This window comes from Kitasatospora sp. NPDC088264 (genome assembly GCF_040685715.1).
GTDB lineage: Bacteria > Actinomycetota > Actinomycetes > Streptomycetales > Streptomycetaceae > Kitasatospora.
In genome coordinates, this window is record NZ_JBFBIR010000094.1 from 1 (window position 1) to 23,227 (window position 23,227).

Annotated in this window: 17 protein-coding genes and 1 pseudogene; 13 read left to right on the forward strand and 5 right to left on the reverse strand. The window is 71.5% G+C overall.

From position 1 onward, the window contains the following. The 10 genes and pseudogenes from AB0O82_RS36495 to AB0O82_RS36540 all read left to right on the forward strand — a co-directional run. On the forward strand, nucleotides 1-1,406 hold a 1,406-nt coding region (locus AB0O82_RS36495), incomplete at its 5' end, for an L-aspartate oxidase (protein WP_363589002.1). Nucleotides 1,407-1,410: 4 nt separating this feature from the next. Continuing rightward, entirely contained in the window at nucleotides 1,411-2,382 is a 972-nt protein-coding gene (nadC, locus tag AB0O82_RS36500; protein WP_363589004.1) for a carboxylating nicotinate-nucleotide diphosphorylase, read from the forward strand. 30 nt (nucleotides 2,383-2,412) lie between these two features. Next, nucleotides 2,413-3,198, forward strand: a complete 786-nt coding sequence (locus tag AB0O82_RS36505; protein WP_363589006.1) for a type III pantothenate kinase — start codon at nucleotides 2,413-2,415, stop codon at nucleotides 3,196-3,198. A gap of 156 nt (nucleotides 3,199-3,354) precedes the next feature. Further along, nucleotides 3,355-4,095 (forward strand): hypothetical protein, encoded by a 741-nt coding sequence (locus tag AB0O82_RS36510; protein ID WP_363589008.1) that lies wholly within the window; start codon nucleotides 3,355-3,357, stop codon nucleotides 4,093-4,095. A gap of 115 nt (nucleotides 4,096-4,210) precedes the next feature. Continuing rightward, nucleotides 4,211-5,746 (forward strand): annotated as a pseudogene (gene lysX / locus AB0O82_RS36515) (bifunctional lysylphosphatidylglycerol synthetase/lysine--tRNA ligase LysX); the annotation flags it as partial. A 262-nt stretch (nucleotides 5,747-6,008) separates the two neighbouring features. Continuing rightward, nucleotides 6,009-6,446: a BlaI/MecI/CopY family transcriptional regulator gene (locus AB0O82_RS36520; RefSeq protein ID WP_363589010.1), complete on the forward strand. Its 438-nt coding sequence runs from the start codon at nucleotides 6,009-6,011 to the stop codon at nucleotides 6,444-6,446. Nucleotides 6,447-6,456: 10 nt separating this feature from the next. Beyond that, nucleotides 6,457-6,993 carry an amino-acid N-acetyltransferase gene (locus tag AB0O82_RS36525; RefSeq protein WP_350878402.1) on the forward strand — a complete coding sequence of 179 codons (537 nt, stop codon included), beginning with the start codon at nucleotides 6,457-6,459 and terminating at the stop codon, nucleotides 6,991-6,993. Between the two features lie 91 nt (nucleotides 6,994-7,084). Further along, entirely contained in the window at nucleotides 7,085-7,435 is a 351-nt protein-coding gene (locus AB0O82_RS36530; protein WP_350878401.1) for an Lsr2 family protein, read from the forward strand. 649 nt (nucleotides 7,436-8,084) lie between these two features. Beyond that, nucleotides 8,085-10,604: an ATP-dependent Clp protease ATP-binding subunit gene (locus AB0O82_RS36535; RefSeq protein WP_350878400.1), complete on the forward strand. Its 2,520-nt coding sequence runs from the start codon at nucleotides 8,085-8,087 to the stop codon at nucleotides 10,602-10,604. A 341-nt stretch (nucleotides 10,605-10,945) separates the two neighbouring features. After that, complete coding sequence (locus AB0O82_RS36540) at nucleotides 10,946-13,303, forward strand: immune inhibitor A domain-containing protein (protein WP_363589013.1); 2,358 nt, start codon at nucleotides 10,946-10,948, stop codon at nucleotides 13,301-13,303. A gap of 99 nt (nucleotides 13,304-13,402) precedes the next feature. Here AB0O82_RS36540 and AB0O82_RS36545 read toward each other — a convergent pair whose 3' ends face one another. After that, the gene (locus AB0O82_RS36545) at nucleotides 13,403-14,596 is read right to left on the reverse strand and encodes a beta-eliminating lyase-related protein (protein WP_363589015.1); all 1,194 of its coding nucleotides are present in this window, start codon (nucleotides 14,594-14,596) and stop codon (nucleotides 13,403-13,405) included. 373 nt (nucleotides 14,597-14,969) lie between these two features. On the opposite strand from AB0O82_RS36545, the gene AB0O82_RS36550 reads away from it, so the two are divergent. After that, the gene (locus tag AB0O82_RS36550; protein WP_363589017.1) at nucleotides 14,970-15,890 is read left to right on the forward strand and encodes a M23 family metallopeptidase; all 921 of its coding nucleotides are present in this window, start codon (nucleotides 14,970-14,972) and stop codon (nucleotides 15,888-15,890) included. A gap of 36 nt (nucleotides 15,891-15,926) precedes the next feature. Here the strand turns inward: AB0O82_RS36550 and AB0O82_RS36555 are convergent, their stop codons facing one another. Next, entirely contained in the window at nucleotides 15,927-16,562 is a 636-nt protein-coding gene (locus AB0O82_RS36555; RefSeq protein ID WP_363589019.1) for a helix-turn-helix domain-containing protein, read from the reverse strand. 219 nt (nucleotides 16,563-16,781) lie between these two features. On the opposite strand from AB0O82_RS36555, the gene AB0O82_RS36560 reads away from it, so the two are divergent. Further along, nucleotides 16,782-18,383, forward strand: coding sequence for an MDR family MFS transporter (locus tag AB0O82_RS36560; RefSeq protein WP_363589021.1), 1,602 nt, complete (start codon nucleotides 16,782-16,784; stop codon nucleotides 18,381-18,383). Nucleotides 18,384-18,454: 71 nt separating this feature from the next. Here AB0O82_RS36560 and AB0O82_RS36565 read toward each other — a convergent pair whose 3' ends face one another. After that, nucleotides 18,455-19,330 carry an A/G-specific adenine glycosylase gene (locus AB0O82_RS36565; RefSeq protein WP_363589027.1) on the reverse strand — a complete coding sequence of 292 codons (876 nt, stop codon included), beginning with the start codon at nucleotides 19,328-19,330 and terminating at the stop codon, nucleotides 18,455-18,457. Between the two features lie 266 nt (nucleotides 19,331-19,596). On the opposite strand from AB0O82_RS36565, the gene AB0O82_RS36570 reads away from it, so the two are divergent. Next, the gene (locus AB0O82_RS36570) at nucleotides 19,597-20,469 is read left to right on the forward strand and encodes a hypothetical protein (RefSeq protein WP_363589023.1); all 873 of its coding nucleotides are present in this window, start codon (nucleotides 19,597-19,599) and stop codon (nucleotides 20,467-20,469) included. Nucleotides 20,470-20,713: 244 nt separating this feature from the next. On the opposite strand, the gene disA is transcribed toward AB0O82_RS36570, so the two are convergent. Further along, a complete protein-coding gene (gene disA / locus AB0O82_RS36575; RefSeq protein ID WP_063351299.1) occupies nucleotides 20,714-21,772 on the reverse strand; it encodes a DNA integrity scanning diadenylate cyclase DisA in 1,059 nt (352 codons plus the stop codon). A 201-nt stretch (nucleotides 21,773-21,973) separates the two neighbouring features. After that, nucleotides 21,974-23,227 (reverse strand): magnesium chelatase domain-containing protein (locus AB0O82_RS36580; protein WP_363589025.1); only part of this gene is annotated, 1,254 nt, incomplete at its 5' end.

The following is a 23,227-nucleotide window of genomic DNA, read 5'->3' on the forward strand; positions in this document are numbered from 1 at the left end:
CTTCGGCCGGGGGGCGGTCTCACGTCACCGACGGAACGTCAGCTCTGGCTGCCGCGACGCTTGCGGGCGCCTTCGACCGCGGCGCCGACGGCGAGATCCTGCTCACCCGCGAGGGCGGCCACCACCGCCGCCGGATCGCGCACGCCGGCGGGGACGCCACCGGCGCCGAGATATCGCGCGCCCTGGTGGAAGCCGTCCGCAACGACCCCGGCGTCGAGCTGATCGAGCACGCCCTCGTCCTCGACCTGCTCACCGACGCCGACGGGCACGCCGCCGGCCTCACCCTGCACGTGATGGGCGAGGGCCAGCGCGACGGCGTCGGCGCCGTCCGGGCCCGCGCGGTGGTCCTCGCCACCGGCGGCATGGGCCAGGTCTTCTCCGCCACCACCAACCCGGCGGTCTCCACCGGTGACGGCGTGGCGCTCGCCCTGCGGGCCGGCGCCGCCGTCACCGACCTGGAGTTCGTCCAGTTCCACCCGACCGTGCTCTGGCTCGGCCCGGAGGCCGAGGGCCAGCAGCCGCTGGTCTCCGAGGCGGTCCGCGGCGAGGGCGCCCACCTGGTGGACGCGCACGGCACCCGCTTCATGCTCGGGCAGCACGAGCTGGCCGAACTGGCCCCGCGCGACATCGTCGCCAAGGCGATCACCCGGCGCATGCAGGAGCAGGGCGCCGAGCACATGTACCTGGACGGGCGGCACTTCGGCGCCGAGATGTGGCAGCAGCGCTTCCCGACCATCTTCGCCTCCTGCCGCGCGCACGGCATCGACCCGGTCACCGAGCCGATCCCGGTCGCCCCGGCCGCGCACTACGCCTCCGGCGGCATCCGCACCGACCGGCACGGCCGCACCAGCGTCCCCGGCCTGTACGCCTGCGGCGAGGTCGCCTGCACCGGGGTGCACGGCGCCAACCGGCTGGCCTCCAACTCGCTGCTGGAGGGCCTGGTCTTCGCCGAGCGGATCGCCGCCGACCTCGCCGACCGGCACCGCCGCGGCGCACTGCCCGAGCGCGCCGTGGACGTCGCCGCCGCCCGCGCCGCACGGCCGGTGCCGCTGCCCGCCCCCGAGTCGCGCGCCGAGATCCAGCGGCTGATGTCGCGCGGCGCGGGCGTGCTGCGCTCGGCCGCCACGATGGCCGGCACCGCCGCCGGGCTGGCCCTGCTCACCGAGCAGGCCCACGCGCACGTCGCCGAGGAGAAGCCCGCCGACCCGCGGGTGGAGACCTGGGAGGCCGCCAACCTGCTGCTGGTCGCCACCGCGCTGGTCGCGGCCGCCGCGCAGCGCGAGGAGACCCGCGGCTGCCACTGGCGCGAGGACTTCCCCGAGCGCGACGACGCCCACTGGCGGCGCCACCTGATCACCACCCTCACCGCCTCCGGCGGCCCCGTCAGCACCCCTGAGGAGCAGTAGAACCATGACCCACTCCCACGAGGAACTCCCCCTGGCCGACGCCCAGGGCGGCTGCGGCGACGGCTGCGCCTGCGGGGACGGCGAGGGCTACGAGACCGGCCTGGACCCGCAGCTGGCCGAGCTCCTGGAGCAGGCCGGACTGGACCCGATCGAGGTCGAGGACATCGCCACCCTGGCACTGGCCGAGGACCTGGCCGGCGGCGAGGACGTCACCTCGGTGGCCACCGTGCCCGCCGAGGCCGTCGCCACCGCCGACCTCACCGCCCGCCAGGCCGGCGTGGTGGCCGGCCTGCGGATCGCCGAGGCGGTCGTCTCGCTGATCTGCGAGGAGGAGTTCGAGGTCGAGCGGCACGTCCAGGACGGCGACCGGGTCGAGGCCGGCCAGGTCCTGCTGTCGGTCCGCTCCCGCACCCGCGACCTGCTCACCGCCGAGCGCAGCGCGCTCAACCTGCTCTGCCACCTGTCCGGCATCGCCACCGCGACCCGCGCCTGGGCCGACGCCCTGGAGGGCACCGGCGCCGTCGTCCGGGACACCCGCAAGACCACCCCGGGCCTGCGCGCGCTGGAGAAGTTCGCGGTGCGCTGCGGCGGCGGCGCCAACCACCGGATGGCCCTGTCCGACGCCGCCCTGGTCAAGGACAACCACGTGGTCGCGGCCGGCGGCGTCGCCGAGGCCTTCCGGGCCGTCAAGGCCGCCTACCCCGACCTGCCGGTCGAGATCGAGGTCGACACCCTGGAGCAGATCCCGCCGGTACTGGCGGCCGGGGCCGACCTGATCCTGCTGGACAACTTCACCGTCCCGCAGCTGAAGGAGGCCGTCGAGCTGGTGGCCGGCCGGGCGAAGCTGGAGGCCTCCGGCGGCCTGACCCTGGCCACCGCGCGCGAGGTCGCCCAGACTGGTGTCGACTACCTGGCGGTGGGCGCGCTCACCCACTCCTCGCCGATCCTGGACATCGGCCTCGACCTGCGCGCCTGACCTCTCGTCCCGACTCGCAGAAAGCGCCCCATGCTCCTCACCATCGACGTCGGCAACACCCAGACCACGCTCGGCCTGTTCGACGGCGAGGACGTGGTGGAACATTGGCGGATCTCGACCGATTCGCGCCGCACGGCCGATGAACTGGCAGTGCTGCTACAGGGGTTGATGGGCAACCACACCGCAGTCCGGGAGGCCACGGTGGAGGGCCTGGCGATCTGCTCGTCCGTTCCCGCCGTGCTCCACGAGCTCCGTGAGGTGACCCGCCGCTACTACGGCGACGTCCCCGCGGTGATCGTGGAGCCCGGCGTGAAGACCGGGGTGCACGTCCTGATGGACAACCCCAAGGAGGTCGGCGCCGACCGGATCGTCAACGCCCTGGCCGCCAACCACCTGTACGGCGGCCCGTGCATCGTGGTCGACTTCGGCACCGCCACCACCTTCGACGCCGTCAACGCCCGCGGCGACTACGTGGGCGGCGCGATCGCCCCCGGCATCGAGATCTCGGTGGAGGCGCTCGGTGTCCGCGGCGCCCAGCTGCGCAAGATCGAGTTGGCCCGGCCCCGCAACGTGATCGGCAAGAACACCGTCGAGGGCATGCAGTCCGGCATCCTGTACGGCTTCGCGGGCCAGGTCGACGGCCTGGTCGACCGGATGGCCAAGGAGCTGTCCAAGGACCCGGACGACGTCCAGGTGATCGCCACCGGCGGCCTGGCCCCCCTGGTCCTCGGCGAGGCCTCCACCATCGACGTCCACGAGCCCTGGCTCACCCTGATCGGCCTGCGCCTGGTCTTCGAGCGCAACCGCCCGGCCTGACCGGCCCCCGGGGCCCACCGTCGGCGCCCCCCGGTCCGTCCGGGGGGCGCCGACGCGCGTCCTCCCCCACTCCCGCGGCCGATTCCGCCGGGCCGAACGTGGGGCGTCGGCGCGACGCTACCGACAAATCGGATATTCCTCACGTAGTGTCAGCCCATGCCTACGCCACACGGATCGCGCGGCGGCATGGCCTTCAGCGCCGACGAAGTCCGCGTGCTGCGCCGCGCCCTCGCCCAAGCCCTGCACCCCGCCGTCCCCGTCCACCTCCAGCTCCCCGACCGTCCGGTGTTCGCCGGCCCGGGCGCCGAGCTGTGGGCGGAGGACGTCCAGGACGCGCTGCGTCTGACCGAGGCGATCGACGAGGCCGTCCAGGAGGGCGGCCGGCTGCGCGCCTTCCTGCTCGCCGACCTCGGGCGCTACCGGGCGGCCCTGCCCGGCAGCGCCCCCGGCTACCTGGAACGCCTGGAGGAAGCCGTGACCGACGGCTACCTGCCCGGCCCGGAGGACCTCACCGCGCTGCGCGGGCTGACCCGCCAGCCGTGCGGCCACGGCGAACGCGCCCGCCGCTCCCGGCTGGCCGGCCGCTGCCACGCGCTGGCCGAGGCCGCCGTCCGCGAGCGGCTCGCCCTCACCACCGGGCAGCCCCGCCACCTCGTCGTCGTACCGAGCCCCGCCGCACCCCCGAGCAGTCTCCCCACCCCTGTTGGAGGACGGATCACGATGAGCAGCACCGACTCCCCCGCCGAGCGGCCCACCGCCCCCCAGAACCCGCCCCGCCCGCACCGGATGCCCACCCCGGCCGAACTCTTCGGGCGCCGCCCCAAGCCCCCCGCCCACCCCGCGCCCCCGGCCGCGCCGGACCCCGACGAGATCGAACTCGCCACCGGCACCGGCTGAGCCGCCCGCACCCGAGGAGGGGGACCGCCGACGCGGCCCCCCTCCTGCGTTATCCCGTGGCGGAGCACGGTGTGTGGCTGGCTACCCTTGTGGGGTGAGCGATCAGAGCCCCATCCCCGCGACCGACGACCTTCCCGAGCAGATGCGCGTCCGGCGCGAGAAGCTGGACCGGCTCCGGGCGGCCGGTGTCGACCCCTACCCGGTCGGCTTCCCCCGCACCAGCACCATCGCGGACCTGCGCGCCAAGCATCCGGACCTGGAACCCGACACCGCGACCGGTGAGCGGGCCGGCGTCACCGGCCGGGTGATCCTCTCCCGCACCGGCGGCAAGCTCTGCTTCGCCACGCTGCGCGACGGCACCGGCGACCTCCAGGTGATGTTCTCCCTGGACAAGCTGGGAGCGGAGCGGCTGGCGGCCTGGAAGACGGACATCGACCTGGGCGACCAGGTCGGCGTCGAGGGCGAGGTGATCACCTCCAAGCGCGGCGAGCTGTCCGTGATGGTGGACCGCTGGGAGCTCACCGCCAAGTGCCTGCGCCCGCTGCCGGACAAGCACAAGGGCCTGACCGACCCGGAGGCCCGGGTCCGCCAGCGGTACGTCGACCTGATCGTCAACCCCGAGGCCCGCGAGATCCTGCACCTGCGCAGCAAGGTGGTCCGCTCGATCCGCCGCACCTACGAGGACCGCGGCTACATCGAGGTCGAGACCCCGATGCTGCAGCCGGTGCACGGCGGCGCCAACGCCCGCCCGTTCAAGACGCACATCAACGCGTACGACATCGACCTCTACATGCGCATCGCCCCCGAGCTGTACCTCAAGCGGCTGGTGGTCGGCGGCGCCGAGAAGGTCTTCGAGATCAACCGCAACTTCCGCAACGAGGGCGCGGACTCCACCCACAACCCGGAGTTCACCTCGCTGGAGTCGTACGAGGCGTACGGCGACTACGACACCCAGGCCGAGCTGATCCGCGAGACGATCGTCAACGCGGCCCGGGACGCGCTGGGCACCACGGTGATCAAGGGCCTGGACGCGCACGGCGTGGAGCACGAGATCGACCTGGCCGAGCCGTGGGAGGAGGTCTCCGTCTACCCGGGCATCTCCGCCCGCCTGGGCGTCGAGGTCACCCCGGAGACCGGCGTCGAGGAGCTGCGCAAGCTGGCCTTCGACCACGGCATCCCGTTCGACAAGGACTGGGGCCACGGTCAGATCGTGCTGGAGATGGTCGAGCGCCTGCTGGAGGAGAACGCCGTCCGGCCGACCTTCATCAAGGACTACCCGACCGAGGTCTCCCCGCTGACCCGCCAGCACCGCTCGGTGCCGGGCGTGGCCGAGAAGTGGGACCTGGTGATCTTCGGTACCGAGATCGGCACCGCCTACTCCGAGCTGGTCGACCCGGTCGAGCAGCGCGCCCGCCTGACCGCGCAGTCCCTGCTGGCGGCCGGCGGCGACGTCGAGGCGATGCAGATCGACGAGGACTTCCTGCGGGCCCTGGAGTACGCGATGCCGCCGACCGGCGGCCTCGGCCTCGGGGTGGACCGCCTGATCATGCTGCTGACCGGCAAGAACATCCGGGAGACCGTGCTCTTCCCGTTGGTGAAGCCGGAGGCGAAGGCTTCCGCCGCGACGGCGGAGAAGACCGAGGAGGAGTGACTGATGGACTACGTCAGCGCGATCGTGCCGCCGCTGGTCATGGCGATCGGCTTCGGATTCCTGGTGCGGGCCATCATCCGCAGCCAGGGCGGAGCCCAGAAGGCCAAGGAAGACCTCGACTGACCCGCGAGCGAACCCGCGACTGACACCGTCAGCCGCCGAACCACCGGCGCGCCGCCATTCCCGATTCCGGGGGTGGCGGCGCGCCGGTTTGGCGCACTTCACAAGATTTGCCCCATTCACTCCCTATCCTGGCCGCACTATGGTCCGGCAACTCGGTGAACTTGAGAACGCCATCATGACCCGGGTGTGGCAGTGGAACCGGCCGGTGACGGTTCGCGAGGTTCTCCTGGATCTGCAGTCGGAACGCGAAATCGCGTACACCACGGTGATGACCGTCCTGGACAAGCTCCACAGAAAGGGCTGGCTGCGCCGCGAGCGGGTCGGCCGGGCCTATCGATATGAACCGGTCTCGTCCCGCGAGGCGTACACCGCGGCGCTGATGAACGACGCGTGGGCCACCAGTGACAATCCGGCCGCGGCCCTGGTGCACTTCTTCGGCCTGATGTCGCCCGGGCAGCGCGAGGCGCTGCGGGACGCCTTGCGGGTCACCGCTCTGTTCCCGCCGGATCCGCCCCCCGCCGAATCCGCGGAGCCGGGACCGGATACCGGGGAGACCCCGCCGGGCGCGACACGATAACGTCCCGGCCATGGAGGTCACCATCCGCCGTGCGCGGACCACGGACGTGCGGACCGTACGCGGGCTCATCGACGCCTACTCGCGCGACGGCATTCTGCTCGACAAGCCCACAGTCACACTGTTCGAATCCGTCCAGGAGTTCTGGGTCGCCGAACGCGACGACACCGGTGCGGTGGTGGCCTGCGGCGCCCTGCACGTGATGTGGGAGGACCTGGCCGAGGTCCGCACGCTCGCCGTCGATCCGTCCTGCCGGGGCTTCGGGGTCGGACATCTGCTGCTGGAGAAGCTGCTGCAGACCGCGCGCTGGCTCGGCGTCCGTCGGATTTTCTGCTTGACGTTCGAGGTTCCGTTCTTCGCGAAACACGGTTTCGTCGAGATCGGAGAGCTTCAGGAAACCGATGATGGTACGACAGACCCGGCGGCGATCGCTACGGATGTCTATGAAGAACTTCTCCGCTCGTACGATGAAGGTGTCGCGGAGTTCCTTGACCTGGAGCGGGTGAAGCCCAACACACTGGGCAACTCGCGCATGCTGCTGCACCTCTGAGCGGCTCCGCGCCGGTCAAGGGTTTGTGTTTTCCGGAGAAAGGCGCTTTCCTTTCCTTAGGCAATGGGTCGTTTAGCGGAAAGGGAAGCCCGTGGCACAGAGGGTGCAGGTCATTCTTGAAGACGATCTCGACGGTGGTTCGGCGGACGAGACGGTGACGTTCGCGCTCGACGGCGTTGCCTACGAGATCGACCTGAAGAGCGTCAACGCGGACAAGCTGCGCGGTCTGCTGGCGCCGTACGTGGAGAAGGGCCGCAAGCAGAGCGGCCGGCTCGCCGGCCCGCGGCGCCCGGGTCGCGGCACCGCGCCGCGCCCCTCCGGCAGCGCGCCGGACACCGCGAAGATCCGCGCGTGGGCCAAGGAGCAGGGCATGGAGGTCAACGACCGCGGCCGGGTGCCGAGCACCGTCCGCGAGGCCTACGACAAGGCCAACGCGTCCTGACCCCGGCGCCACCGGAACGCCGGAGCGGATGCGGGGCCCCGGCGGCCGCACACGGCGCCGACGACACACGCGCGGGGCGCGGAGGACTCTCTCCGCGCCCCGCGGCGCGCACCCCGGGGGCCGCAGGGCCACCGGTACCGGGGGGCGTCCGGGGCGCGGGCTCGGGCGGCGGAACAATCACGAGCTGTGCAACGCTGTAAGGGCGAAGCGGTAACGCCGGCACCGCCGGGCGGCGTACCTGCCGCACCGGCCGTGCCGAACCGCCGTCGCCGCGACGCGACTTCTCGCCAGGCGAACACCGCCACCGCGGAAACTGCGCGAGAAGCGCCCCGATACCGGGTATGAATGCAGGTGGACGGGTTCTTCGACCCGTCCAGGGGCAGTATGCGTGACCGGCCGGAGACGGCCCGGCTCCGCCCCGGCGGCTCTTGTTCGCCGATGGCGTAGCGGTATCCGGTGCATCCGGGCCACCTGTGGGAACACCGTTTCCCAGCATCAGGTTGGGATTGGTGTCGGCTGGTCGCGCAGCATCTCGCTCCCGTACCGGGGAGTGAATCCGTGGGCCGCGCCGCTGAGCGGGACTAGCATGCGGAAGGACAGGGCGGGGACCGACCCCGAACTGCCCGACCGCTCTGAGGAGCGATAAACGATGTTCGAGAGGTTCACCGACCGCGCGCGGCGGGTTGTCGTCCTGGCTCAGGAAGAAGCCCGGATGCTCAACCACAACTACATCGGCACCGAGCACATCCTCCTGGGTCTGATCCACGAGGGCGAGGGCGTCGCCGCCAAGGCCCTGGAGAGCCTCGGGATTTCCCTTGAGGCCGTGCGCCAGCAGGTCGAGGAGATCATCGGCCAGGGGCAGCAGGCCCCGTCCGGCCACATTCCCTTCACCCCGCGGGCGAAGAAGGTCCTGGAGCTGTCGCTCCGGGAGGCGCTGCAGCTCGGCCACAACTACATCGGCACCGAGCACATCCTGCTCGGTCTGATCCGCGAGGGCGAGGGCGTCGCCGCCCAGGTCCTGGTCAAGCTGGGCGCCGACCTCAACCGGGTGCGCCAGCAGGTCATCCAGCTGCTCTCCGGCTACCAGACCGGCGGCGGCAAGGAGTCGGCCACGGCCGGCGGGCCCGCCGAGGGCACCCCGTCGACCTCGCTGGTCCTGGACCAGTTCGGCCGCAACCTCACCCAGGCCGCCCGCGAGGCCAAGCTCGACCCGGTCATCGGGCGCGAGAAGGAGATCGAGCGGGTCATGCAGGTGCTGTCCCGCCGCACCAAGAACAACCCGGTCCTGATCGGCGAGCCCGGCGTGGGCAAGACCGCCGTGGTCGAGGGCCTGGCGCAGGCGATCGTCAAGGGCGAGGTCCCGGAGACGCTCAAGGACAAGCAGCTCTACACGCTGGACCTGGGCGCCCTGGTGGCCGGCTCGCGCTACCGCGGTGACTTCGAGGAGCGCCTGAAGAAGGTGCTCAAGGAGATCCGCACCCGCGGCGACATCATCCTGTTCATCGACGAGCTGCACACCCTGGTCGGCGCGGGCGCCGCCGAGGGCGCCATCGACGCCGCCAGCATCCTCAAGCCGATGCTGGCCCGCGGCGAGCTGCAGACCATCGGTGCGACCACCCTGGACGAGTACCGCAAGCACCTGGAGAAGGACGCCGCGCTGGAGCGCCGCTTCCAGCCGATCCAGGTCGCCGAGCCGTCGCTGCCGCACACCATCGAGATCCTCAAGGGTCTGCGCGACCGCTACGAGGCCCACCACCGGGTCTCCATCACGGACTCCGCGCTGGTCGCCGCCGCCACCCTGGCCGACCGCTACATCTCGGACCGCTTCCTGCCGGACAAGGCGATCGACCTGATCGACGAGGCCGGCTCCCGAATGCGCATCCGCCGGATGACCGCGCCGCCGGACCTGCGCGAGTTCGACGAGAAGATCGCCGACGTGCGCCGCGAGAAGGAGAGCGCGATCGACGCGCAGGACTTCGAGAAGGCCGCGTCCCTGCGCGACGACGAGAAGCAGCTCCTTCAGGCCAAGGCCAAGCGCGAGAAGGAGTGGAAGGCCGGCGACATGGACGTCGTCGCGGAGGTCAACGAGGAGCTCATCGCCGAGGTCCTGGCCACCGCCACCGGCATCCCGGTCTTCAAGCTGACCGAGGAGGAGACCTCGCGGCTGCTGCGCATGGAGGACGAGCTGCACAAGCGCGTCATCGGCCAGAAGGACGCCATCAAGGCGCTCTCCCAGGCCATCCGGCGCACCCGTGCGGGCCTCAAGGACCCGAAGCGCCCCGGCGGCTCGTTCATCTTCGCCGGCCCGTCCGGCGTCGGTAAGACCGAGCTGTCCAAGACGCTCGCCGAGTTCCTCTTCGGCGACGAGGACGCGCTGATCGCGCTCGACATGTCCGAGTTCTCCGAGAAGCACACCGTCTCCCGGCTCTTCGGTTCGCCCCCCGGGTACGTGGGCTACGAGGAGGGCGGCCAGCTGACCGAGAAGGTCCGCCGCAAGCCGTTCTCCGTCGTCCTCTTCGACGAGGTCGAGAAGGCCCACCCGGACATCTTCAACTCGCTGCTGCAGATCCTGGAGGACGGTCGCCTGACCGACTCCCAGGGCCGCGTGGTCGACTTCAAGAACACCGTCATCATCATGACGACCAACCTCGGCACCCGGGACATCTCCAAGGGCTTCAACCTGGGCTTCGCGGCCACGGGTGACTCCACGACCGGGTACGAGCGGATGAAGGCGAAGGTCGGCGAGGAGCTCAAGCAGCACTTCCGCCCCGAGTTCCTGAACCGCGTCGACGACATCGTGGTGTTCCACCAGCTGTCCGAGGAAGACATCATCCAGATCGTCGACCTGATGATCGAGAAGGTGGACGGCCGCCTCAAGGACAAGGACATGGGCCTGGAGCTCAGCGTCGAGGCCAAGAAGCTGCTGGCCAAGCGCGGCTACGACCCGATCCTGGGCGCCCGGCCGCTGCGCCGCACCATCCAGCGCGAGATCGAGGACCACCTCTCCGAGAAGATCCTCTTCGGCGAGCTGCGGGCCGGCCACATCGTGGTCGTCGGTGTCGAGGGTGAGGGCAAGGAGGCCAAGTTCACCTTCCGCGGTGAGGAGAAGTCGGCCGTCGCGGACACCCCGGCCGCGGTCGCCTCGTCCGGCCCGGACCTGACGAAGTAGCAACATTTAACAGACAACTTCACAGCTACCGAGCCCCCGGCGTCCGCGCCGGGGGCTCGGCGCGTTCCGGCCGACCGGACCGGGGGCGCCCGTGGGCGAGGGCGGATGGCCTCGCGGCGGGCTGGTGCGGGTGCGTCCGATTTCTCAGTAAGCTTTAACGGACATACGGTTGACATATGGTCAGCTGATCGGAAGTTGCGCAGGATAGCGCCGTGGCCATGTCATGGTCAAGGGCTATCTTTTCTGTCCACGCTTGTATCAAATGACGTCCACCTGTCTTTCATTTTGGTTTGCCGGGCTTTGGCCAAGAGCTGGCCCCGGTCGGGGAGGACGTCACAACTTTGAAGAACATCAGGAGATCCGCTGCGGCTGCCACGGCCGCAGCGGTCATAGTCGCGCTCGGCGCGGGCCTGTTCCCGGCCACCGCCGTCGCCGCGGGCTCGGCTCCCGCACCCAGGGACCCGGCCGACGCCGTCCAGTCCGCCAACATCGAGCACAACCTGCCGGGCCCGCTGACCGAGAAGGTCGAGGCCGAGCAGAAGGCCGCCACCGAGCAGCTGATCGCGGGCACCGCCCAGGTCGAGCAGCACAACGGCAGCAGCAGCATCAAGCTGGGCAAGGACAAGTACGTGGAGCTCGGTCGCGAGCGCACGGACAAGATCTTCACCATCCTCGTCGACTTCGGCGACCAGGTGGACAACACCACCAAGACCGAAGACGGCAAGGTCATGTACGGCGGTGAGCCCGGCCCGAAGCACAACGAGATCGAGAAGCCGGACCGCGCCAACGACAACTCGACCGCCTGGCAGGCCGACTACAACCAGCAGCACTTCCAGGAGCTGTACTTCTCCAAGGACAAGCCCTCGCTGAAGACCTTCTACGAGAAGCAGTCCTCGGGCCGCTACTCGGTCGACGGCGTGGTCTCGGACTGGGTGCGGGTGCCGTGGAACGAGGCCCGGTACGGCTCGGACTACTGCGGCTCCAACGTCTGCGACAGCGCCCAGGACCTGATCCGCGACGCCGTGGACATCTGGTACAAGGACCAGCTGGCCAAGGGGCAGACCAAGGAGCAGCTCAAGGCCACCCTGGCGTCGTACGACCAGTGGGACCGCTACGGCTCCCACAACGACGGGAACTTCAACCAGCCCGACGGGTACATCGACCACTTCCAGATCGTGCACGCCGGTGAGGACAAGTCGGCCGGCGGCGGCAAGCAGGGCAGCAAGGCCCTGTGGGCCCACCGCGCGTACGCCTACGGCAACCTGAACGGCCAGGCGGGCCCGGCCGACAACAAGCTCGGCGGCGTCCAGGTCGGCGACTCCGGCTTCTGGATCGGCGACTACACGATGCAGCCGGAGAACGGCGGCCTCGGCGTCTTCGCCCACGAGTACGGCCACGACCTCGGTCTGCCGGACCTCTACGACACCGCCGGCACCGGCATCGACAACTCGGTCGGCTTCTGGTCGCTGATGTCCTCCGGTTCCTGGCTCGGCGAGGGCAAGGGCGCCATCGGCGACATGCCGAACGACCTCGACGCCTGGAGCAAGCTCAAGCTCGGCTGGCTGAAGTTCGACAAGGCCAAGGCCGGCACCGAGTCGACCCACCACATCGGCCCGGTCGAGTACAACAGCAGCCTCCCGCAGGCCCTGGTCGTCGAGCTGCCGAAGAAGACCATCCTTACCGACATCAACAAGCCCGCTTCGGGCAAGAGCGAGTGGTGGAGCGGCAGCGACGACAACCTGAACGTCACGCTCACCCGTGACATCGACCTGACCGGCAAGACCAAGGCCAGCCTGAACGCCAAGGCCTGGTACGAGCTGGAGGCGAACTTCGACTACGCCTTCGCCGAGGTCTCCACCGACGGCGGCACCAACTGGACCGCCCTGGACGGCACCTGGAACGGCAAGCCGATCACGAAGGACGCCGGCGGCCGCGCGGCCCTCACCGGTCTCACCGCCGCCTGGGGCGACGTGTCCTTCTCGCTGGACGCCTACGCCGGCAAGGCCGTCAAGGTCCGCTTCCACAACACCACCGACGGTGGCCTGCACTACCGCGGCTTCGCCGTCGACGACATCTCGGTGACCGCCGACGGTTCGACGGTCTTCAGCGACGACGTCGAGAACGGTGACAACGGCTGGGTGGCCAAGGGCTTCACCCGCTTCGCCGGCAGCTACACCAAGGACTACGGGCAGTACTACATCGCGGAGAACCGCCAGTACGTCTCCTTCGACCAGACCCTGAAGACCGGCCCGTACAACTTCGGCTGGGGCAACAGCCGGCCGAAGTGGGTCGAGTACTACCCGTACCAGCCCGGTCTGCTGATCTGGTTCTGGGACGAGTCGCAGCCCAACAACAACGTCAGCGCCCACCCGGGCCACGGTCTGATCCTGCCGATCGACTCGCACCCGACCCCGCTCAAGTGGAGCGACGGCGCCCTGCTGCGTCCGCGCATGCAGGGTTACGACTCGACCTTCGGCTCGCGCAAGACCAGCCAGCTGACCCTGCACAAGAACGGCGTCGAGACGGTCGTCCCGAAGGCCAAGGGTGTCGACGAGTTCTCGGACCTGAAGTCGTGGTGGTCCAAGGACAACCCGTACAGCGGCGTGGACGTCCCGAAGACCGGTACCAGCATCGAGGTCGAGAACGAGTCCTCGAACTACCTGGAGACCTGGATCCGGGTCCGCCCGGTCGACAACTGATCGGTCGAGCAGTAGCGATCAGCCTGTGACCAGGCGGTTCTGACCCACCACGTCCGGCCCGTCCCCGCATCGCGCGGGGGCGGGCCGGACGCTTTCCGGTCAGGCCCCGCTGCGGCTCCCGCCGGCCCCGGCGCCCCGGGCCGGCAGCCGGTCCAGGAAGGCGGCGGCCGCCTCGGCGACGTCCGCCGCCGTCCAGTCGAGCGCGGACGCCGACACCGTGACCTCGGTCATCGCCAGGCCCGGCAGGTCCCGCTCGCGCCAGCCGCCGAACAGGGCGACCCCGGTCTCCTCGGCCAGCCCCAGCCCGGCCTCGTCCAACTCCCCGGCGGTGTACGGCAGCCAGAACTGGAACTGGTGGGTGTGCGGCGGGGCCGGGTGCACCCGGGCGCCCGGGACCGCCGCGAAGGCCGCGTCCAGCGCCTCGGCGACCACCTTGGCGTGCGTCACGTACCGCTCCAGCAGCGGGAGTCGGGCGTCCAGCCCGGCCAGCGCGGCGAGAGCCGCCGGCCACTGCTGGTAGAGCTGGCCGCCGTACCGGTGCCGCCAGGCCCTGGCGGTGCGGACGAAGCCCCGCGAACCGGCCAGCGCGGCGCCGCTGATGCCGCCGAGCGTCTTGTAGAAGGACACGTAGACCGAGTCGGCCAGCGCGACGATCTCCGGCAGCGGGTGCCCGAGGTGGAACACCGACTCCCAGATCCGGGCACCGTCCAGGTGCAGGGCCGCGCCGCACTCCTCCCGGACGACCCCGGCCAGCGCCGCCAGCGCCGCCCAGTCGGGCAGCACGAAGCCGGCCTCGCGCAGCGGCAGCTCCAGGCTGAGCGCGGCGTACGGCTCGTCGAAGGAGCGCAGTTCCTCGACGGTGGGCTGGCGCGGGGCCATGGTCGGCCAGACGCTGCGCAGGCCGGTCAGCACGCCGAGCGCGTGCCGCTCGTGCTGGTCGGTGTGGGCCAGCGGGTGGGTCGCGACGGTGCGCAGCCCGGCCGCCTCGGCGTGGATCCGCAGGGCGACCTGCTGGGCCATGGTGCCGGTGGGGAAGAAGGCCGCGTCCTCGGTGCCGAGCAGGTCGGCGACCGTGCGTTCGAGGGTGCGGACCACGCCGTCGCCGTACTGGTCCGGGCGGTGGTCCAGGTCATGGCCGCCGCCCTCCCCCGCGAGGGCGGCGAGGCGTTCGCGCATGCTCTGCGGCCGGTCGCCGGACAGGATCCGCTCGCAGCCGCGCAGGGCGGCGAAGCGGCGGTCCGGCAGGCTCGGGCGGTCATTGCCGTCGAGGTCTTCGCTCCTGTTGCCATACATGCGTCGATGGTCCCCCAGCGGGCCCGCCAGGTCAGCGGGGCGGACGGCGGAAAGGGGTGCGCGGCCGACCCAAACCCCGGACGGGCATGGCGCTGGTCACACCGGCCGGGCTCCCGTCGGGCGCGGTACGACCGGCGGTAGTAGCCCGGCCGCGGGCGCGGGCGGCCCGCCACAGGCCGGTGGTAGACGATCGGATCTCATGATCATTACTCCGTCAGCTTGAATCTCCGGCGCGACGCTGACTACACGCCGTAGTACGTCACGCCGTTTGGGACTCCGCTCGGTGACCGTTACACCTGAGTGGTCCCCCGCTCAGCACGCGCCCGAACGGGCACTTCGTGCTGCCCTCGTCCACCGTGAGGTACGGCTACCGATGTCCTCTGTCCCGCCCGTGGGGCCGGTCCTGCGCCGGCTCGCCGCCCGAACGGCGGCCCAGGCGGCGGCCTGGCAGCCCCGGCTCGGCCATGCCGCCCGCACCCATGCCGCGCCGCTGCGCGCGCTCGCCGCGCCCCGGCACCCGCTGCCCGGCGGGCACCCGCAGGCCGAACGGGAGCGCGCGGTGGTCGCCGCCGGGGCGGCCGCGGTGCTGCTCGCCGGCGCACTGCTGGTGGCCGCGCCCGGCAGCGCCTCGGCGCAGACCGTCCGGCCCACCACGCCCGGCAGCTCGGCCTTCACCGCGCCGCAGGCCGCCGTGCCCAGCCCGGGGCTGGTCCAGGTGGCCGGGCCGAGCCCGTACCGGCTGCCGAACGACGGCGACTCGGCGCAGGAGTTCGTGGCGGTGGCCGCCAACCTGCTGCCGGTGGAGCCGCCCGTCGCCGACGCGCCGGCCGAGGCCCCCGCGACGGAGCCCGAGGCCGCGCCCGCACCGGAGCCCGCTCCGGCTCCGGAGTGGTCGGCCCCGGTGCCGGACGCGCCGACCAGCAACCCGTACGGGGTGGCCAACTCCGAGTACGCCGCCGGGTACCACACCGGGGTGGACTTCGCGGTCGACCCGGGCACGCCGCTGCTGGCGGTCGGGAACGCGACCGTGGTGTCGGCCGGCTGGGACGGCTCGTACGGCAAGGAGGTCGTGCTGCGGCTGGAGGACGGGCACTACGCGCAGTACGCGCACCTGTCCTCGCTCGGGGTCTCGCCGGGGGAGCAGGTGTCGGCGGGCGAGCAGATCGGGCGGTCCGGGAGCACCGGCAACTCGACCGGACCCCACCTGCACTTCGAGATCCGCACCAGCAACCGCTACGGCGCGGTGGTGAACCCGATCGCGTACCTCGCGGGGCACGGCGTCACCGCGTTCTGAGCCCGGCCCCAGCCACCGGTCCGCCCGCCCGTCCGCTCAGGAGTGGGCGGGGGCCGGGTGGCCGATCCGGCCGCCGATCTCCAGCGCGACCTCCCGGGCCGCCCCGATCGCCTCCTCCAGGGTGGCCGCCGGCGGCGAGGACTCGCCCCACACGTTGTCGCCGTGGTCGCAGTCCGCGGCGTCCTGCTTGAGCAGGAACATCGCCGAGTGGACGGTGAACAGCGACATCGTGGCGCGCAGCCGCTCCCGGAAGTCGGCGTCCGGCCCGTGCACCAGCTGGATCATCGTGATCATGCGGTCCTTGAACGCCAGCCCGGCCGCGGACTCGCGCAGCGCGGGCTGGTTCTCGTGGAAGAAGCGCAGCAGCGGCGCCCGCTCGGCCATCCCGTCGGCGAAGCGGCGGATCAGCTCGTCGCGCATCTCCGGGCTCCAGGACTGCTGCCGGCCCCACGCGATGGTCTCGTCGATCGGCGCGGCCATCCGCTCCACGATGCCCAGGACGATGTCGTCCTTGGTCTTGAAGTGGTAGTAGAGCGCGGCCTTGGTGACACCGAGGCGGTCGGCGATCTCGCGCAGCGAGGTCTGCTCGTAGCCCTGCTCGGAGAAGAGCTCCAGGGACACCTCGATGATGCGGGACCGCGTGTCGCTGCGGGGGCTGTGCGGAGTGCCCATGGCCTGCCTCATGAGTGCGTCGGTGACTGCTGCGGACCCCGGTGGCGTCCGCCCCGGGCCCATTCTCCCTGCCCAGGCAGCCGGGCGGGAAACTGGCTTGACGACCGGCTAGTAAACAACTTACCGTGCCGACGGTCCACAAACTAGCCGGGCGTCAAGTAAGTGAATCACTGCGCGGCCTCCGCCCGTCCGAAAAACCCCTCCGGGAGACACCACCTCATGTCACAGTCCAAGACCACCGGCCCGGTACCGGAGGAGAAGTCAGCCGAGGAGGAGCAGCCGCGGTCGCCCCGCGAGATCCGCCTCGTCATGGTCGGCCTGGTCGTCACCATGCTGCTGGCCATGCTCGACAACCTGATCGTCGGCACCGCGATGCCGACCATCGTCGGCGACCTCGGCGGCGCCGAGCACCTGTCCTGGGTCGTCACCTCGTACACCCTGGCCACCGCCGCCTCCACCCCGATCTGGGGCAAGCTCGGCGACCTCTACGGCCGCAAGGGCACCTTCCTCACCTCGATCGTGATCTTCCTGGTGGGCTCGGCGCTGTCCGGCCTGTCGCAGAACATGAACGAGCTGATCGGCTTCCGCGCCCTCCAGGGCCTGGGCGCCGGCGGTCTGATGGTCGGCGTCATGTCGATCATGGGTGCGCTGGTCGCGCCGCGTGACCGCGGCAAGTACCAGGGCATGTTCGCCGCGGTCATGGCCCTCGCCACCATCGGCGGCCCGCTGGTCGGCGGCTTCATCACCGACCACCTGAGCTGGCACTGGACCTTCTACATCAACCTGCCGCTCGGCGTGATCGCGCTCGCCGTGGTCGTCGTCACCCTGAAGCTGCCGAAGGTCCGCAACAACGCCCGGATCGACTACTGGGGCGCCATCCTGCTCACGACGGGCATCACCTCGCTCGTCCTGATCACCACCTGGGGCGGCCAGCAGTACGACTGGGGCTCCAAGCAGATCCTGGGCCTCGCCGCGCTCGCCGCCGCGACGCTGATCGCCTTCTGCTACGTCGAGCAGCGGGTGCAGGAGCCGATGCTGCCGCTGAGCCTGTTCAAGAACCTGAACTTCACCCTGGTCTCGATCATCGGCTTCATCGTCGGCTTCGTGATGTTCGGCTCGACCGTCTTCCTGCCGCTCTACCAGCAGATCGTCCAGGGCGCCTCGGCCACCAACTCCGGCCTGCTGCTGATGCCGATGATGTTCGGCATGCTGGTCGTCTCGCTGGTGGTCGGCCAGGCCGTCACCAAGACCGGCAAGTACCGGATATTCCCGATCATCGGCACCATCGTGATGACCGTCGGCATGGTGCTGCTCTCCACCATGGGCACCACGACCAGCAGCTTCACCTCCGCCTGCTGGATGGTCGTGCTCGGCGCCGGCATGGGCTTCCTGATGCAGATCACCATGCTGGTCGCGCAGAACAGCGTCGAGCTCAAGGACATGGGCGTGGCCAGCTCCACCGCCACCCTGTTCCGCACCATCGGCGGTTCCTTCGGTGTCGCGCTGTTCGGCGCCCTGTTCAACAACCGGGTCACCGACACCATGAAGGAGCGGCTGGGCGACCACGCGGCGGCCGGCGGCGGCGTGAAGGACCCGGGCCAGATGAGCCCGGCGGACCTGCGCAAGCTCCCCGAGAACATCCAGGACGCCTACCACCACGCGGTATCCAACGGCATGCACACCGTCTTCCTGTGGGGTGCCGGGGTGGCCGTGGTCGCGATCGCCGCCGCGGTGTTCATGCGCGAGGTGCCGCTGCGCGGCACCGGCACGGGCAAGGCGGACAAGTCCGCCGAGGCCTCGCTGGAGGCGGCGGCCGTCTGACCGCCCTCCCGCCGACACGACGGCGCCCCCGGAGGACTCCTCCGGGGGCGCCGTCCCGCGTTCGTGGCCGACTACTGGGGAAGCCGGTAGACGCCCTGCTCGACGGGCTCCACCAGGCCGTCCGCGACCAGGCCGTCCAGCGCCCGGGCCCGCTGCACCGCGTCCGGCCAGACCGCGTCCAGCCGGGCCTGCGGCACCGAGCCGTGCGACTCCCGCAGCACCGCGAGCAGCTTGCCGCGCACCTGCCGGTCCGTCCCCTCGTAGGTCTGGCCGCGCCGGGCCGGGCCCTCGTACGGCGGGCGGCCGGCCCGCTGCCAGGCGCAGTGGGCGAACAGCGGGCAGCCCCCGCACTCCGGGCCGCGCGCGGTGCAGACCAGCGCGCCCAGCTCCATCACGCCGACCGCCCAGGTGGCCGCGGTCTCGGCGTCGTCGGGCAGCAGCGCCGTCGCCGTCCGGCGCTCGGCGGCCGTGGTGGCCTGGGCCGGGTACTCGACGCCGGACACCGCGCGGGCGAACACCCGGCGGACGTTGGTGTCCAGCACCACGTGCCGCTGGCGGAAGGCGAAGGAGGCGACCGCGGCGGCCGTGTACTCCCCCACCCCGGGCAGCGAGAGCAGGGTGGCGTGGTCGTCCGGCACCTCGCCGCCGTGCTCCTCGGTGATCGCCACCGCGGCCGCGTGCAGCCGCAGCGCGCGGCGCGGGTAGCCGAGCCGGCCCCACATCCGGACCGCCTCGCCGGGCGCCTCGGCCGCGAGGTCGGCCGGGGTGGGCCAGCGGGTCAGCCACGCCTCCCAGGCGGGCAGCACCCGCTTCACCGGAGTCTGCTGGAGCATGAACTCGCTCACCATGATCGCCCAGGGCGTCGCCTCGGGCGTCCGCCAGGGAAGGTCGCGCTTGTCGGCCTCGTACCAGTCGAGGACGGTCGCGTGCAGCAGCGGCAGGGGCATCGAAAGCCGGACGGCGTCCGGCGCGGCGCCTGCCGGGGGGACGGGGGCGGGGGTGACAGTGATGGCAGCCATGGCCCTTCGATCCTCCCATGTCGACGGGCGCGACCGAAGCGGAGAAAAGAACTCCGGATATCCCTGCGGATCTCCCGGAGAACCACCGCTTCGAAGCTCCCTCGAACGGCGCAAATGGCGGATCATGTGAAGGAAGGGGCGACTGTGCGGTGTTGGTGCGTCAAGCGGCACACACAGTCTCGTAGAGTTTGGGCGTGCCCTCTCTGCGTCAACCCGTGGGACCGCTGCCGGCCTCGATCTACTGGCGTCGGCGCGTCGTCGTGCTCGTCGCCGTCGCGGCGGTCGCCGCCCTGATCGCCTGGCTGATGATCGATCAGGACGGGGGCGGTGACGGCGGCTCATCGAGCAAGGCCGCGCAGGCCGTTCCGTCCCAGAGCCAGACCCCCGCCCAGTCCATCACACCCGGCGCGTCCCCGAGCGGCCCCGCGGCGCGCCCCGGCGGCGGCAGCGGCGGCAACGCGAGCGGCGGCCCGGTGGCCGGCTCCGGCGGCGGCGAGGTCAGCCTCAGCACCGGCGGCACCGGCGGCGGCGCCAACCCGGCTCCTGCCACCGGCGGGGGCACGGGTGGCGGTGCGGCGGCGGGCGGCGCCGCGGCCGGCGGTTCCGGCGGCTCGGGCGGCGGCGCCCCGGTGGTGAACACGCCCGAGGTGATGGCGCTTCCGGTCTGCGTCTCCTCGCAGGTCACCCTGGAGCTGGCCAGCGCGCAGAACTCGTACCAGCCCAAGGACAAGCCGCGGCTCTCGCTCACCGTGAAGAACGCCTCCGGCGCCAACTGCCGGGTGGACCTGGGCCGGACGGCCTCCGCGATCACCGTGACCGCCAGCAACGGCGACCGGGTCTGGTCCTCCGGCGACTGCCCGTCCGACCGCGGCAGCAGCTGGGTGCAGATCCCGGCCAACAACGGCCTGACCGAGACCTTCACCTGGGACCGCAGCCGCAGCAAGCCGCAGTGCGCCACCGCCGACCCGGCGCCCCCCGCGGCGGGCACCTACCTGGTGGTCGCCGACCTCACCGGGCTCTCCGGCGGCCAGGTCTCGGCGCGCTCCTCGATCCGCCTGGACAGCTGAGCCCCCTCGACTCGACTCGACTCGACTCGACTCGACTCGACTCGACTCGAAGCCCCCGGCCGACGCGGCCGGGGGCTTCGGCGTCTCACGGGCCGGCCAGGGTGCGCTGGTCCGGGTGCGCTGGTCGAGGCGCGCCGGTCGGGATGGCTCGGCGGGGGTGGACTCGGCGGGGGTGCGCGACGGCCCCCGGGGCGTTCCCCGGGGGCCGTGCGCGGCGGTGCGTCAGGCCGGACGTGGCGCCGGGTCAGACGTAGCGCTCCAGGATGGACGATTCGGCGAGCCGGGACAGGCCCTCGCGGACCGAGCGGGCCCGGGTCTCGCCGACGCCCTCGACCGTCTGCAGGTCGTCGATGCTGGCGGCGAGCAGCTTCTGCAGGCCGCCGAAGTGCTCGACCAGGCGCTCTATCACCGTGTTGGGCAGGCGCGGGATCTTCGCCAGCAGCCGGTAGCCGCGCGGCGAGACCGCCGAGTCCAGCGACTCCGGGGAGCCCGAGTAGCCGAGCGCCTTGGCGACCGTCTGAAGGTCCAGCAGCTCGGCGTGGGTGAGCGCCTCCAGGTCGGCCAGCACCTCGTTGACCGTCCGGCCCTTCTTGGCGGCCCGCTCCGGGAAGTAGTCCCGGGCGACCAGTTCGCGCTCCGGCTCCACGCCCGCGATCAGCTCGTCCAGCTGGAGCGAGAGCAGCCGGCCGTCGATGCCGAGCTCCAGCACGTAGCCGGCGATCTCGGTGGCGATCAGCCGGACCATCTCCAGCCGCTGGGCGACGGCGGTGACGTCCCGGACCGTCACCAGGTCCTCGATCTCCAGCGCGGACAGCGTGCCGGCCACCTCGTCCAGCCGCAGCTTGTAGCGCTCCAGGGTGGCCAGCGCCTGGTTGGCGCGGGACAGGACGGTGGTGGAGTCCTCCAGCACCCGGCGGGTGCCGTTGACGTACATCGCGATCAGCCGCATCGAGTGCGAGACCGCCACCACCGGGAAGCCGGTCTGCCGGTTGACCCGCTCCGCGGTGCGGTGGCGGGTGCCGGTCTCGTCGGTGGGGATGGTGGAGTCCGGCATCAGGTGCACGCCGGCCCGGACGATCTTGGTGATGTCCTTGTCCAGCACCACCGCGCCGTCCAGCTTGCACAGCTCGCGCAGCCGGGTCGCGGTGAACTCGACGTCCAGGACGAAGCCGCCGGTGCAGATCGACTCGACCGTCTTGTCGAAACCGAGCACGATCAGGCCGCCGGTGTTGGCCCGGAGCACCCGCTCCAGGCCGTCGCGCAGCCCCGTGCCGGGTGCGATGGCACTGAGGGAGGCCCGCAGCAGGGCCTCCTCACGGGAGGCCTTGTCCGCCCCCCGGTCGCTGGCTGCCACGTGACTCCTCCGGTCGACCCCGTGCCGCGCGCCTCGCGCCGTGCGCCGGTCCGCGGTCTGTTGCTCTGTCGCTCAGTACCGCTCGGTACTGCCTTCTGGCCAATGAGACTGGGGAAAGTCTAACTGCGTGCGGCATCGACAGGGCTTGGGTCAGCGCAGTTCGTCGGAGTCGAGCGGCTCCCAGCCCTCCATCAGCTCCTCCGGGTGCGCGACGACCCGGGCCGCGCGCGGGGCCGGCGGCGCCGACGGTGCCTCAGCACGCGGCTTGGCGGCGGCCCGGCGGCGGCCCGGGATGGCCCGCAGCGCCTCGCCGATGTCGGCCACCTCGACCACCTTCATGCCCGGCGGCACCTTGCCCGGATCCGGCGGGACGAGGGCGTGCGTGAAGCCCAGCCGGTGCGCCTCGGCCAGCCGCCGCTGCACCCCCGTCACCCGCCGTACCTCGCCCGCCAGGCCGACCTCGCCGATCGCCACCAGGTTGCTGGGCAGCGGGGTGTCCGAGGAGGAGCTGGCCACCGCGAGCGCGATCGCGAGGTCGGCGGACGGCTCGCTCAGCTTCACCCCGCCCACCGTCGCGGTGTAGATGTCCTGCTTGCCGAGCTTCACCCCGCCGTGCCGCTCCACCACGGCCAGGATCATCGCGATCCGGGGCGACTCCAGGCCCGAGGTGGTGCGCCGCGGGGACGGGATCTGCGAATCCACCATCAGCGCCTGCACCTCCGCCACCAGCGGGCGCTTGCCCTCCAGGGTGACGGTGAGGCAGGTGCCCGGGACGGGCTTGTCACGCCTGGTCAGGAAGAGGCCGGACGGATCGGCCAGGCCGACGATGCCCTCGTCGTGCAGCTCGAAGCAGCCCACCTCGTCGGTGGCGCCGTAGCGGTTCTTGATCCCGCGGATGAGCCGCAGCCGGGCGTGCCGGTCCCCCTCGAAGCTGAGCACCACGTCCACCAGGTGCTCCAGCAGGCGCGGGCCGGCGATCTGGCCGTCCTTGGTGACGTGGCCGACCAGCAGCGTCGCCATGCCGCGCTCCTTGGACACCCGGATCAGCGCGCCCGCCACCTCGCGGACCTGGGCCGGACCGCCGGGGGCGCCGTCCAGCTCGGCGGAGGCGATGGTCTGCACCGAGTCCAGGATCAGCAGACCGGGGTTGACCGCGTCGATGTGCCCGAGCACCGCACCGAGGTCGGACTCGGCGGCGAGGTAGAGGTGCTCGGAGAGCGCGTTGATCCGGTCGGCGCGCAGCCGGACCTGACCGGCCGACTCCTCGCCGGTGACGTAGAGCGTGCGGTGCCGGTCGGTGGCGGCCTTGGCCGAAGATGCACTTGTAGCCCTTCTGCTGGGCCACGATCGCCAGGCCGACACCGGTGTTGCCGGAGGTCGGCTCGACGATGGTGCCGCCCGGCT

Bases quoted from the DNA above. Each gene is read 5' to 3' on its own strand.
- AB0O82_RS36565 (WP_363589027.1), bottom strand. From the start codon at position 19,330: ATGCCCCTGCCGCTGCTGCACGCGACCGTCCTCGACTGGTACGAGGCC.
- AB0O82_RS36510 (WP_363589008.1), top strand. From the start codon at position 3,355: ATGCCTACGCCACACGGATCGCGCGGCGGCATGGCCTTCAGCGCCGAC.
- nadC (WP_363589004.1), top strand. From the start codon at position 1,411: ATGACCCACTCCCACGAGGAACTCCCCCTGGCCGACGCCCAGGGCGGC.
- AB0O82_RS36505 (WP_363589006.1), top strand. From the start codon at position 2,413: ATGCTCCTCACCATCGACGTCGGCAACACCCAGACCACGCTCGGCCTG.
- AB0O82_RS36520 (WP_363589010.1), top strand. From the start codon at position 6,009: ATGGTCCGGCAACTCGGTGAACTTGAGAACGCCATCATGACCCGGGTG.
- AB0O82_RS36560 (WP_363589021.1), top strand. From the start codon at position 16,782: ATGTCACAGTCCAAGACCACCGGCCCGGTACCGGAGGAGAAGTCAGCC.
- AB0O82_RS36545 (WP_363589015.1), bottom strand. From the start codon at position 14,596: ATGTATGGCAACAGGAGCGAAGACCTCGACGGCAATGACCGCCCGAGC.
- AB0O82_RS36535 (WP_350878400.1), top strand. From the start codon at position 8,085: ATGTTCGAGAGGTTCACCGACCGCGCGCGGCGGGTTGTCGTCCTGGCT.
- AB0O82_RS36550 (WP_363589017.1), top strand. From the start codon at position 14,970: ATGTCCTCTGTCCCGCCCGTGGGGCCGGTCCTGCGCCGGCTCGCCGCC.
- AB0O82_RS36525 (WP_350878402.1), top strand. From the start codon at position 6,457: ATGGAGGTCACCATCCGCCGTGCGCGGACCACGGACGTGCGGACCGTA.
- AB0O82_RS36555 (WP_363589019.1), bottom strand. From the start codon at position 16,562: ATGGGCACTCCGCACAGCCCCCGCAGCGACACGCGGTCCCGCATCATC.